Here is a 13,016-nt window from a genome sequence, read left to right as displayed (position 1 = left end):
GGTCGCCCGAAGCCCCGTCCACCGACGACCCGGCGGGCGACGGATCGACCGGCGTCAGTGATCCGCCGGCTTCGTACCGGATTTACCGGGAGCCTTGACGGTTCCCGGAGTCCTGGCCGTTCCGGAGGCCTGGGCGGCGAGATGGGCCGCCCAGCCCTCCTTCGGCGCCTGGCCGACGTCGAGCGTGCAAAGTTTCGCCAGCGTCGCCGGGTCCTGGGCGTCCAGCCGGTCGGCGCGCTGCCTGAAGGACACACAGCGCACGCCCTCCTTGATGCAGACCGTCTCGATGGTCTCCTCGACGGCGCGCATGTACGTGCCACCGTTCCAGGACTCGAAGTGGTTGCCGATGATCAGCGGGGCCCGGTTTCCCCGGTACGCGCGGTCGAAGGCCTGGATCAGGCCGTCGCGCATCTGGTCGCCCCAGTACTCGCACTGGTCCGGGTCGCCCTGCATGGCCGCCCCGGACTGGTTGAACATGAAGTTGTAGTCCCTCGACAGCGTCTCGAACCCCCGCCCCGGCACCGGCACGAGTTGCAGGGAGAGGTCCCGGACGCCGTCCTTCTTCTTCGGCCAGACCTGTTTGTCGGCGCCGCTGGAGTCGTAGCGGAAGCCCATCGACCGCGCTGCGGCCACCATGTTCTTCCGCCCCTCCAGGCAGGGGGTGCGGCCGCCGACCAGCTCCGTGTCGTAGTCGAAGGGCAGCGGCTTCTCGTCCGCGAGGTCCGGGACGTTTGTCCTCCATTTCTTCACGAAGGCCTTGGCCTGGCTGATCTCGCGCTTCCACTCGGCGACCGACCAGGTGCCGACGCCGCCGTCCGGGCCGCAGAAGTGGCCGTTGAAGTGAGTGCCGATCTCGCCGCCGTCCTGCCAGGCGCCCCGGATCTGGGTGATGGTGTCCCGGATCCCCTTGATGTCGTTGAAGCCGATGCCGGAGCTGCCCGCGTTGTGCTTGGGCGGGTCGTAGAGCTCCCGCTTCTCCTCCGGCAGCATGTACACACCGCTGAGGAAGTACGTCATGTTCGCGTGGTACTTCTGCCGACCTCGCGAAAGCGGGAGAACAGCTCCTGGCTGTCCCCACCCACGCCGCCCCAGGAGAACACCACGAACTGCGCGGGCTTCTGACCAGACGTCAGGCGCATTGGCACGGGCTGCTTCGGCTGGCTGCCGGTGAAGGAGGTGGAGCCGTCGCCGATGAGCCGGAAGGTCTTCTCGGGGGCGTTCCCCCTGGGCCCGGCAGCCCCCTTCTCGGCACCCGGACCCGCAGCCCCGAAAGCCGAATCCGGAGCCGAACCGGAGCCCGGGCCGGAACAGCCGGCAACTCCCACCACGAGCGCGACGGGCCATGACACTCAGGGCGACCCTCTTCCTGGCGGCTATCATCCGCCCATCCTCTTCCTTTTCGGGTAATTTGCGTGGAATGCGCCGACACGGCGCAGGCACATTCGCACGCGACCCTGAGCGAATCGACACGACAAGCCATACGAAAAGCTTCCCATTCACGTGAATGGGTGATCGAATGGACCGTTTGCCCTCAATCATGGACACCATTCTTTACTCTCCATTACGATCTATTTACTGAGAGTTGAGAAATCCCGCCGCTGCACGCCGTGACCCACGGCCGCGTCCCCCACGTTCCGCGACCGCGCTGCCCCGGAGGAGACGGGAACATGTCTGCCTGCGTCCCCACTCGTCATGACCACACGTCCCGTAGTTGGCGCCAGTCCAACGGCCCGGGAATCAAGCGACCTCACAGCCCGCCACCGCCGCGCCGCGGCGGACGATTCCGTATCGCGGGCGCCGACCTGTCCGCATCGATCACTGTCTTTCTCATTGCCGTCCCCATGTCGCTCGGCCTCGCCGTGGCCATGGACGCCCCGCTGGAGGCCGGACTCGTCTCCGCGGCCGTCGGCGGCATCGTCGCCGGACTGCTCGGTGGCACCCCCCTTCAGGTCAGTGGCCCGTCCGCCGGACTGACCGTGGTCACAGCCGAGTTGATCCAGATCTACGGCTGGCGCACCACCTGCGCGATCACCATCGGCGCCGGGCTGTTGCAGATCCTGCTGGGCGCGGTGCGTGCGGCGCGCAGCGCTCTCGCCGTCAGTCCCGCCATCGTGCACGGCACCCTGGCCGGTATCGGCGTGGCCATCGCACTGGCCCAGCTGCATATCGTGCTCGGCGGCTCACCCCAGAGCTCAGCCGTCGGCAATGCCCTCGCCCTGCCTGCCCAGTTGGACCGGCTCAGCCCGGCCGCTCCTCTCGTCGGCGGGCTGACCATCGCCATCCTGATGGCCTGGCCACGGCTCCCCGGGCGGATCGGGCGGGCGGTACGGAGGATTCCGGCGGCCCTCGCCTCGGTGGCGATCGCAACAGCGATGGCGGCGGTGGCGGCTCCCGGGATCGCCCGGGTGGATCTGCCCTCCTGGCGGTCGCACGCCCTGCCCGAACTGCCGCAGGGCCCCGTACTTGCCCTCGCCACCACCGTGTTCACCGTGACGCTGGTGGCCAGCCTCGAATCACTGCTCGCGGCGGTCGCAGTGGACAAGCTGACCACCGACCGCGCCGGACGGCAGAGCGCCGAGCCTCCCGCCCCGGCAGTCCCGGCCGCCCCGCCGGTCAGGCGCTCCGACCTCGACCGCGAATTGCGCGGCCAGGGCATCTCCAATGTGCTGTCCGGCCTGCTGGGCGGGCTGCCGGTGTCAGGGGGCGCGGTGCGGAGTTCGGCGAATGTACGGGCCGGGGCCACTGGCCGCGCCTCCACCGTTCTGCACGGTGTCTGGGTCCTGCTCGCAGCCGGATTGCTGGTCGCGGCGCTGAAGTGGATCCCGCTGGCCTCGCTCGCCGCGCTGGTGATGATGGTCGGCATCCAGATGGTGAGCTTCGCGCACATCCGCAATGTTCATAAGCACCGCGAATTCCCGGTCTACGGGGCGACGATCACCGGTGTGGTGCTCTTCGGTGTGCTGAAGGGCGTGGTGATCGGCATCGCGGTGGCCGTCGTCATCGCCCTGCACCGGCTGGCCCGGACACGGATCACGGTGACGGATCAGGGCGGACAGCATCTCGTGGTCGTGCGCGGGCAGTTGACGTTCCTCGCGGTACCACGGCTCAGCCGGACGCTCGGCCGACTTCCTCAAGGCGGTGATGCCGTCGTCGAGTTGGACGGCTTCTTCATGGACCATGCGGCATACGAGACGATCCAGGACTGGAGCAACGCTCAGACCTCCCAGGGCGGCCGGGTCGTCTTCACCGGCAGATCCGGTGGCCGGATCGCCGAGCCTGCCTCGGCGGCGCACTCCTGCTGCCGCCCCTGGACGCCGTGGCGCAATCACCACTGCCACGACCGGCCCGAGCCGGCAAGCGTCCACCACGACCGCGGCACGCGAGCCGACGCCGGCGGCGGTGAGCATCACGCCAGCGCCACCCGCCCCAGCCCCGGTCCCGGTCCCGGTCCCGGAACAACCGAGACCACGGCGGCCGACACCATGACCGACGGCACGAGCAACGCAGCGCCCACCACAAGCGCCGCGGCCCCAGCCGCCGAACCCGTTCCCGGCACTCCGTCATCCCCCACACCCCCCGCCGCCCCCCGTCGGACCGGCGCGCACCGGCTGGTCAGTGGTCTGAGTTCGTTCCAGCGCAATACGGCTCCGCTGGTGCGCGAGGAGCTGGCCCGGCTGGCCCGGGAGGGGCAGCGCCCCTCCCAGCTCTTCATCACCTGCGCGGACTCCCGGCTGGTCACCAGCATGATCACGGCCAGTGGTCCGGGCGACCTGTTCACCGTGCGGAACGTCGGCAATCTGGTGCCCCCACCGGGCGCGGAAGCCGGCGACGACTCGGTGGGCGCCGCGATCGAGTACGCGGTGGAGGTGCTGCAGGTGGAGTCCATCACCGTCTGCGGCCACTCCGGCTGCGGCGCGATGCACGCACTGCTGGGCGCCAAGCCGGACAACTCGCAGACGTCCCTGTGGCGGTGGCTGCGGCACGGTCTGCCGAGCCTGGAGCGGATGACGTCCCGGCATCGCGCCTGGGCGCGGATCTCCGGCCGGCTGCCCGCCGACGCCGTGGAGCAGCTCTGCCTCACCAACGTGGTCCAGCAGTTGGATCATCTGCGCGCCCACGAATCGGTGGCACGGCGACTCGCCGAGGGCACGCTGCAGCTCCACGGGATGTACTTCCATGTCGGTGAGGCGCAGGCATACCTCCTGACCGAGGGCGCGAGCGCCGGTACATGTCTCGACGAGGTCTTCGACCACGTGGGCCCCGGCGATCCTTCCGGTTCCGGCGTGTTGGAACGTACAAGCGCCTGAACCGCACGCACCTCGGGTCCGTGAGACCTTGTGGTCCCGCTTCCGCATTGCACTGTGCTGCACCGCCTCGCAGGGGGAGCGGGACCGTGCCCCATACACGAAAACACAGGTCTAAACCAATTCCTGGCAGACACTTGTCACCTGGCCCCTGGACTGATGAGCTATGCCCCGGGACACAACGGACACCCTGGGAATGGGAGATGTCGTGAGCAACGAAAGCCTGGCCAATCTGCTCAAGGAGGAGCGGCGGTTCGCACCGCCTGCCGATCTGGCCGCGAACGCCAACGTCACAGCGGAGGCGTACGAGCAGGCCGGGGCGGACCGGCTGGGCTTCTGGGCCGAGCAGGCCCGGCGCCTGACCTGGGCCACGGAGCCGACCGAGACGCTCGACTGGAGCAACCCGCCCTTCGCGAAGTGGTTCGCGGACGGCAAGCTGAACGTCGCGTACAACTGCGTGGACCGCCACGTCGAGGCGGGCAATGGCGACCGGGTCGCTATCCACTTCGAGGGCGAGCCCGGCGACAGCCGTGCGATCACCTACGCGGAGCTGAAGGACGAGGTCTCCCGCGCCGCCAACGCCCTCACCGAGCTCGGTGTCGGCAAGGGCGACCGGGTCGCTGTCTACCTGCCGATGATCCCCGAGGCCGCCGTCGCGATGCTGGCCTGCGCGCGCATCGGTGCCGCGCACTCGGTGGTCTTCGGCGGCTTCTCCGCCGACGCCATCGCCGCCCGCATCCAGGACGCGGACGCCAAGGTCGTCATCACCGCCGACGGCGGCTACCGCCGCGGCAAGCCGTCGGCGCTGAAGCCTGCGGTCGACGACGCCGTATCCCGTATCGACAGCGTCGAGCATGTCCTCGTGGTGCGGCGCACCGGCCAGGACACCGCGTGGACCGAGGGCCGCGACGTCTGGTGGCACGAGATCACCGGCCGCCAGTCCGCCGAGCACACCCCCGAGGCCTTCGAGGCGGAGCAGCCGCTCTTCATCCTCTACACCTCGGGTACGACGGGTAAGCCGAAGGGCATCCTGCACACCTCCGGCGGCTACCTCACGCAGACCGCGTACACCCACAACGCGGTCTTCGACCTCAAGCCGGAGACCGATGTCTACTGGTGCACGGCCGACATCGGCTGGGTGACCGGGCACTCGTACATCGTGTACGGACCGCTGGCCAACGGCGCGACGCAGGTCATGTACGAGGGCACGCCCGACACCCCCCATCAGGGGCGTTTCTGGGAGATCGTGCAGAAGTACGGCGTCACGATCCTCTACACCGCGCCGACCGCGATCCGTACGTTCATGAAGTGGGGAGACGACATCCCCGCCAAGTTCGACCTGTCCTCGCTGCGGGTCCTCGGTTCGGTCGGTGAGCCGATCAACCCCGAGGCATGGATGTGGTACCGCAAGCACATCGGCGCCGACAGGTGCCCGGTCGTGGACACCTGGTGGCAGACCGAGACCGGCGCGATGATGATTTCGCCGCTTCCCGGTGTCACGGACACCAAGCCCGGTTCGGCGCAGCGCGCCCTGCCCGGCATCTCCGCCACCGTCGTCGACGACGAGGCCCACGAGGTGGAGAACGGCGGGGGCGGCTACCTCGTCCTCACCGAGCCGTGGCCGTCGATGCTCCGCACCATCTGGGGCGACGACCAGCGCTTCATCGACACGTACTGGTCGCGCTTCGAGGGCAAGTACTTCGCGGGCGACGGCGCCAAGAAGGACGAGGACGGCGACATCTGGCTGCTCGGCCGGGTCGACGACGTGATGCTCGTGTCCGGGCACAACATCTCGACGACCGAGGTCGAGTCGGCACTCGTGTCGCACCCGGCGGTCGCCGAGGCGGCCGTGGTCGGCGCGGCCGACGAGACGACCGGTCAGGCCATCGTCGCGTTCGTGATACTGCGTGGTACGGCGTCCGCGTCCGACGAGCTCGTCGCGGACCTGCGCAATCACGTCGGTGCCACGCTCGGCCCGATCGCCAAGCCGAAGCGGATCCTGCCGGTGGCCGAGCTGCCGAAGACCCGCTCCGGCAAGATCATGCGGCGTCTGCTGCGTGACGTTGCCGAGAACCGCGAGCTGGGCGACGTCACCACGCTCACCGACTCCTCGGTGATGGACCTCATCCAGACGCAGCTGCCGACGTCGTCGTCCGAGGACTGACAGAGGCACAGGCAGAAGGCCGGAGCACCGGCCGACGTACGTGTACGAACCCGAGGGGCATCCGGCAACGCGCCGGGTGCCCCTCGGGCATTTAAGGTGAAGACCACTGGATACGCCCCCCGCACACCCCCGGGTACAGTGGCAGCAACGTCAACAACACATCAAGAAATCTCCACAGGGTGTGCCGGGAAGTCTGGTCGGCAAGTGCATCAGCCATGCCATCGCTGCCGTACCGACCCGGAGGTCTCCACTCGTGGCCGCGCCCGCTCCCACACCCCCGCCGTCCCGCCGCACCTTCCTGGGGCGCCTCTCCCTCCCCGAGCGGAACTACCTCGCGGACGCCCTGCGCACCGAGACCGTCGGCGGAGTCATCCTGCTGGTCGCCGCCGTCGCGGCGCTGGTCTGGGTGAACACCTTCGGCTCCAGTTACCGGGCCCTCAGCGACTTCCACTTCGGTCCGGGTTCCCTGGGGCTGAATCTCTCCGTGCAGCACTGGGCGGCCGACGGGCTGCTCGCGGTCTTCTTCTTCGTCGCGGGCGTCGAGCTCAAGCGCGAACTGGTCGCAGGTGAGCTGCGCGATCCCAAGGCGGCCGCGCTGCCGGTCATCGCCGCCGTGTGCGGAATGGCCGTGCCGGCCGTCGTCTACACGCTGGTGACCGTGATCGGCGGCGGTTCGACCGCAGGGTGGGCCGTCCCCACGGCCACCGATATCGCCTTCGCGCTCGCTGTGCTCGCGGTCATCGGCACCTCGCTGCCGTCCGCGCTCCGCGCCTTCCTGCTCACGCTCGCCGTCGTCGACGACCTCTTCGCGATCCTGATCATCGCGGTCTTCTTCACCGACGACATCGACCTCGCCGCGCTCGCCGGCGCCTTCGTCGGCCTCGCCGTCTTCTACCTCCTGCTGCGCAAGAACGTGCGCGGCTGGTACGTCTACATCCCGCTCGCGCTGGTCATCTGGGGCCTGATGTACAACAGCGGCATCCACGCCACCATCGCCGGTGTCGCCATGGGGCTGATGCTGCGCTGCACCCGGCGCGAGGGCGAGGCGCACTCCCCCGGCGAGCACATCGAACACTTGATGCGCCCGCTGTCGGCCGGTCTCGCCGTGCCGCTGTTCGCGCTGTTCTCGGCCGGGGTGTCGCTCTCCGGCGACGCGGTGGCGAACGTCTTCACGCGGCCCGAGACGCTCGGTGTCGTGCTGGGGCTCGTCGTCGGCAAGACGGTCGGCATCTTCGGCGGTACGTGGCTGGCCGCCCGCTTCACCAAGGCGGAGCTGAACAAGGACCTGGCCTGGGCGGACGTCTTCGCGGTCGCCTCACTCGCCGGGATCGGCTTCACCGTCTCGCTGCTCATCGGCGAGCTGGCGTTCGGGGGCGACGCGTTCATCGAGAACGAGATCAAGGCAGCCGTGCTGCTGGGGTCGCTGATAGCAGCCATGTTCTCCGGTGTGCTGCTCAAACTCCGGGTACGTACCTACCGGGCGCTGTACGAGGCGGAGGAGCGCGACGAGGACGAGGACGGGGTACCCGACATCTACGAACAGGACGATCCGGCGTACCACCTCCGGATGGCCGCGATCTACGAGAAGAAGGCCGCAGAGCACCGACGCCTTGCCCAAGTGGCGGGGGTGGCGAGCAGCAAGCCGGACAGTCCGGCATGATCTGACACCAGATGTGTTGAGCAGGAGAGCAGAAGAGGGAGTCAGGGATGAGCGACCCCGGCAACTACGCGGGCAGCGCCGACCGCAGTCTCGGGCAGCTGGTCGCCTCGGCGACGGCCGAGATGTCCGCGCTGGTGCACGACGAGATCGCCCTGGCCAAGGCCGAGATGCGGCAGGACGTCAAGCGGGGTGTGACCGGCAGTGTGGCGTCCATCGTCGCGGGAGTGCTGATCCTGTTCGCGGTGCCGGTGCTGAGCTTCGCGGCGGCGTACGGAATCCACAACCTGGGCCTCGGGCTCGCCTGGTCGTTCCTGATCGTGGGCGGTGCGTTCATCCTGCTGGCGATCGTGCTCTTCCTGATCGCCAAGGCCACGTTCAAGAAGGTCAAGCCGCCGGAGAAGTCGATGGCGTCGGCCAAGCAGTCGGCGGCCCTGCTGCAGGGCGTCAAGCCGCACCCGCGTCCGGCGATCACCGCGAGTGCCGGTCTCCCGGCCGTCACCGCCTCGGGCAGCACGCGGACGGAGAAGGCCGGAGCGAAGTCCGCGGTCAAGGAGGAGGCGTCCGCTGTGGCACGCTCGTCCACATGACCGTCCCCGATTCCAGCGCATTCGGCCCCACAGGCCCCGGCTCCGGCAGTCCCGTACGGATCGACGGTCCCTGGGTCCACCGGGATGTGGCGGCCAACGGGGCACGCTTCCACATCGCCGAGTTGGGCGACGGCCCTCTGGTACTGCTGCTGCACGGCTTCCCGCAGTTCTGGTGGACCTGGCGCCATCAGCTGACCGCGCTCGCCGACGCCGGGTTCCGTGCCGTCGCGATGGATCTGCGCGGGGTGGGCGGCAGCGACCGTACGCCGCGGGGGTACGACCCCGCCAACCTGGCCCTCGACGTCACCGGCGTGATCCGGTCGCTCGGTGAGCCGGACGCGGCGCTGGTCGGCCATGACATGGGCGGATACCTCGCCTGGACAGCCGCGGTGATGCGGCCCAAGCTGGTGCGTCGGCTGGTGGTCTCCTCGATGCCGCATCCGCGCCGGTGGCGGTCCTCGATGCTCTCCGACTTCGCGCAGTCCCGGGCGGGCTCGTACATCTGGGGTTTCCAGCGCCCCTGGGTGCCGGAGCGTCAGCTCGTCGCGGACGACGGGGCCTTGGTGGGCCGGCTGATCCGCGACTGGTCGGGTCCGCGGACGCCCGGGTTCCCCGACGACGCGACGGTGGACGTCTACCGGCGTGCGATGTGCATCCCGTCGACGGCTCACTGCTCGATCGAGCCGTACCGCTGGATGGTGCGCTCCATGGCGCGCCCGGACGGCATCCAGTTCAACCGCCGGATGAAGCGCCCGGTACGGGTGCCGACGCTGCATCTGCACGGTTCGCTCGATCCGGTGGCCCGTACGCGGAGTGCGGCGGGGTCCGGCGAGTACGTCGAAGCGCCGTACCGTTGGCGACTTTTCGATGGTCTGGGGCACTTCCCGCACGAGGAGGATCCGGCCGGATTCTCGACCGAACTCATCAACTGGCTCAAGGATCCCGAGCCCGACCGGTAGCCCCGGGACAGGCCCTGGGGGCGGCCGGACACGTAACCGGTCGCGACCAACCGGTGGCCGGAAGAGCACGGTTGTCCGACGAACAGCCAATTGCCCGGCGCATAGGCCAATTGGCTGGCGCCCGCACGATTACCGACCATGAGGCACGGGCAGACGTCGGGGTATGGGCTGGACGCACGACTTCGGTGACACAGCACGCAATCGTCGCTCGACCGCTACGGCGGATCCGGGCATTCATGAGGGGGACGGCCCTCAGGGCCGGGTGCTCGGTGTGCATGACCTGCATGATCCCCAGCTGGGTATTCCGCACATTCTCCGCCGCCGGGCCCGCTGGGTCTCGGCGCGGCTGCGCCATCCCCGCGGATGACGCAGTCCTGACCTGATCACACGGACGGACCCGGGCCGACCCCTGTCCGTTTCCCTACAGCGCGCACGCCTGGCTGTCGACCTGCTGGTTGGCGGTGCGGCCGTGGGCGATGTCCTGGCGGATCTCGTCGGCGGTCAGGGCGTAGCCCGTGTCGGGGTCGTCCAGCGACTTGGCGAAGACGACTCCGTACACCTTGCCGTCGGGGGTCAGCAGCGGTCCGCCGGAGTTGCCCTGGCGGACCGTCGCGAAGAGCGAGTACACATCGCGGCGGACGGTGCCCCGGTGGTAGATGTCCGGGCCGTCGGCGTCGATGCGGCCGCGGACGCGCGCGGAGCGTACGTCGTACGAGCCGTTCTCCGGGAAGCCCGCGACGATGGCGTCGTTCCCCGTCGCGGCGTCGTGGTCCGTATCGGTGAACTTCAGCGGCTTCGCGTCGAGGTCCGGGACGTCGAGTACGGCGATGTCGCGCTGCCAGTCGTAGAGGACGACCTTCGCGTCGTACAGCCGCCCCTGGCCGCCGATCTGGACGGTCGGCTCGTCGACGCCGCCGACGACATGGGCGTTGGTCATCACCCGGCGGTCGGAGAAGACGAAGCCGGTGCCTTCGAGGACCTTGCCGCAGCCCGGGGCTGTACCGACGACCTTGACGATGGACTGCTTGGCGCGGGCCGCGACGGGGCTGCCGGCCAGGGCCGGATCCGGGGCCTTGACCTCGGTGATCGGCTCGTTGGCGAAGGGGCTGAAGACCTGCGGGAAGCCGTTCTGCGCGAGGACGGAGGAGAAGTCCGTGAACCAGGTGGAGGCCTGGGCGGGCATCACCCGGGAGATCCCGAGCAGCACCGAGGAGTTACGCACCTCCTTGCCCAGCGTCGGCAGCGACGTGCCCGCCAGTGCGGAACCGATCAGCCACGCCACCAGCAGCATCGCGACCACATTGACGAGTGCGCCGCCGGTGGCATCGAGGGCGCGGGCGGGCGACCACGTGATGTACCGCCGGAGTTTGTTGCCGAGGTGGGTGGTGAATGCCTGGCCGACGGAGGCGCACACGATCACGATGATGACCGCGACCACGGCGGCCGTGGAGGAGATCTCGGAGCCGTCCGTCAGCTGGTCCCACAGGACCGGCAGCAGATAGACGGCGACCAGGCCGCCACCCAGGAAGCCGATGACCGACAGGATGCCGACGACGAAGCCCTGGCGGTAGCCGATCACTGCGAACCACACGGCGCCGGCCAGCAGCAGGATGTCCAGCACGTTCACCGTCTATTGCCTCGCAGATTCGTCACCGGACCCGTTCGTTCGGCTGGGACCGGGCAGGCCCGAACGGCCCAGCACGGAAGTCAGCCTGTCATGCGCGCCAGTCGAGCGGCACCTGCCTGGTCCCGTCCCAGGGGCGCTCCCAGCCCGCGAAGTGCAGAATGCGGTCGATCACCCCGGCGGTGAAACCCCAGACCAGTGCAGATTCGACCAGGAATGCCGGGCCTCGGTGACCGCTGGGGTGCACCGTCGTCACCCGATTGGCCGGATCAGTGAGATCCGCCACGGGAACCGTGAAGACCCGGGCGGTCTCGGCCGGATCGACGACCCCGACCGGACTCGGCGCCCGCCACCAGCCAAGTACGGGCGTGACGACGAAACTGCTCACCGGGATGTAGAGCCGGGGCAGCACAGCAAAGAGCTGGACGCCGCGCGCATCGAGTCCGGTCTCCTCCTCGGCCTCCCGCAGAGCCGCCCTGAGCGGCCCTGCGGTCGCCTGGTCGCCGTCCTCGGGGTCCAGGGCTCCCCCGGGGAAGGAGGGCTGCCCGGGGTGGGAACGAAGTGAGCCTGATCGCTCCATCAGGAGCAGCTCGGGCCCGCGCTCGCCCTCACCGAACAGGACAAGGACGGCGGACTGGCGCCCGGCGCCGCTCTCGGGCGGCAGAAAGCGGCTGAGCTGCTGGGGCTCGATGGTCCGTGCGGCGCGGGCGACGGGCTCGAGCCACTCGGGCAGCCCGTCCGTCGAGACGGCGATCGCGTCGTCCCGGCCCACACCTGCGGAGTGATCCTCCACCTGGCTCTGTTCGTGCGTCTTCATAGGCACCCCTCGTCTCACAACGCCTGCGGTCGCGCATTTCGTTCCGGAAGGGCGCCCCGTCACCCGGCTCCCAGCGCCGGCGCGGGCTTGCCCGGGTAGTCGGGCGGCGGGCTCAGCCGCTGGCCGGGCTGTCCGCCCATCTCGTACTTCAGGAGCTTCCGGGCCTTCTCCGGATCCGTCTCGCCCTCGCCGTACGAAGGGCAGAGCGGGGCGATCGGGCAGGCACCGCAGGCGGGCCTGCGGGCGTGGCAGATGCGGCGGCCGTGGAAGACGACGCGGTGCGAGAGCATCGTCCACTCGCTCTTGGGGAAGATCGCGGCGATCTCCGCCTCGACCTTCTCCGCGTCCTCCTGCTCCGTCCACTTCCAGCGGCGGACCAGCCGGCCGAAGTGGGTGTCGACCGTGATGCCGGGGACGCCGAAGGCATTGCCGAGGACGACATTGGCGGTCTTGCGGCCGACGCCGGGCAGCGTGACCAGGTCCGCGAGCCGCCCCGGGACCTCACCGCCGAAGTTGTCCCTGAGGGACGCGGAGAGCCCTATCAGCGACCTGGCCTTGGCCCGGAAGAAGCCGGTCGGGCGGATGATCTCCTCCAGCTCCTCGGGGACGGCCGCCGCCATGTCCTCGGGCGTCGGGTAGGCGGCGAACAGCGCGGGGGTGGTCTGGTTGACTCTCAGATCGGTGGTCTGGGCGGAGAGGACCGTGGCGACCAGGAGCTCGAAGGGGTTCCGGAAGTCCAGCTCCGGGTGGGCATACGGATAGACCTCGGCGAGCTCGCGGTTGATCCGGCGGGCGCGGCGGACCATCGCGAGGTGCGACTCCGGCTTCCCGGACCTTCCCGGCTTCACCGCTGCCCCGACCGTCTTCCCGGACGCCCCGGACGTCTTCGCCGATGCTCCGG

General features: G+C 69.4%; 9 protein-coding genes and 1 pseudogene. 6 read left to right on the top strand and 4 right to left on the bottom strand.

The window, feature by feature from the left end; translation table 11 throughout:
- Window positions 1-54 precede the first annotated feature (54 nt).
- Window positions 55-1,380, bottom strand: a pseudogene (locus OH809_RS23150) (hypothetical protein).
- A gap of 287 nt (window positions 1,381-1,667) precedes the next feature.
- Between OH809_RS23150 and OH809_RS23145 the strand changes: the two are divergent.
- The 6 genes from OH809_RS23145 to OH809_RS23120 all read left to right on the top strand — a co-directional run bounded on the left by OH809_RS23145 (window position 1,668) and on the right by OH809_RS23120 (window position 10,041).
- A complete protein-coding gene (locus tag OH809_RS23145; protein WP_406515495.1) occupies window positions 1,668-4,307 on the top strand; it encodes a bifunctional SulP family inorganic anion transporter/carbonic anhydrase in 2,640 nt (879 codons plus the stop codon).
- 163 nt (window positions 4,308-4,470) lie between these two features.
- Entirely contained in the window at window positions 4,471-6,468 is a 1,998-nt protein-coding gene (gene acs / locus OH809_RS23140) for an acetate--CoA ligase (RefSeq protein WP_406420595.1), read from the top strand.
- Between the two features lie 253 nt (window positions 6,469-6,721).
- Window positions 6,722-8,128 (top strand): Na+/H+ antiporter NhaA, encoded by a 1,407-nt coding sequence (gene nhaA / locus OH809_RS23135; protein WP_406515494.1) that lies wholly within the window; start codon window positions 6,722-6,724, stop codon window positions 8,126-8,128.
- A 47-nt stretch (window positions 8,129-8,175) separates the two neighbouring features.
- The gene (locus OH809_RS23130) at window positions 8,176-8,715 is read left to right on the top strand and encodes a phage holin family protein (protein ID WP_406420597.1); all 540 of its coding nucleotides are present in this window, start codon (window positions 8,176-8,178) and stop codon (window positions 8,713-8,715) included.
- Window positions 8,712-9,674, top strand: a complete 963-nt coding sequence (locus OH809_RS23125) for an alpha/beta fold hydrolase (RefSeq protein ID WP_406420598.1) — start codon at window positions 8,712-8,714, stop codon at window positions 9,672-9,674. Before OH809_RS23130 ends, OH809_RS23125 begins: the two co-directional genes overlap by 4 nt.
- 163 nt (window positions 9,675-9,837) lie before the next feature.
- Window positions 9,838-10,041: a hypothetical protein gene (locus OH809_RS23120; RefSeq protein WP_406420599.1), complete on the top strand. Its 204-nt coding sequence runs from the start codon at window positions 9,838-9,840 to the stop codon at window positions 10,039-10,041.
- A gap of 54 nt (window positions 10,042-10,095) precedes the next feature.
- On the opposite strand, the gene OH809_RS23115 is transcribed toward OH809_RS23120, so the two are convergent.
- The 3 genes from OH809_RS23115 to nth all read right to left on the bottom strand — a co-directional run bounded on the left by OH809_RS23115 (window position 10,096) and on the right by nth (window position 12,963).
- The gene (locus OH809_RS23115; RefSeq protein ID WP_406420600.1) at window positions 10,096-11,301 is read right to left on the bottom strand and encodes a MarP family serine protease; all 1,206 of its coding nucleotides are present in this window, start codon (window positions 11,299-11,301) and stop codon (window positions 10,096-10,098) included.
- An 88-nt stretch (window positions 11,302-11,389) separates the two neighbouring features.
- Window positions 11,390-12,115, bottom strand: coding sequence for an NUDIX hydrolase (locus OH809_RS23110; RefSeq protein ID WP_406420601.1), 726 nt, complete (start codon window positions 12,113-12,115; stop codon window positions 11,390-11,392).
- Window positions 12,116-12,174: 59 nt separating this feature from the next.
- A complete protein-coding gene (nth, locus tag OH809_RS23105; RefSeq protein ID WP_406516272.1) occupies window positions 12,175-12,963 on the bottom strand; it encodes an endonuclease III in 789 nt (262 codons plus the stop codon).
- Window positions 12,964-13,016: the final 53 nt, after the last annotated feature.

Origin of the sequence: Streptomyces sp. NBC_00873, assembly GCF_045207415.1 — a bacterium.
Taxonomy (GTDB): domain Bacteria; phylum Actinomycetota; class Actinomycetes; order Streptomycetales; family Streptomycetaceae; genus Streptomyces.
This window is presented reverse-complemented; position numbering and strand designations above follow the sequence as displayed.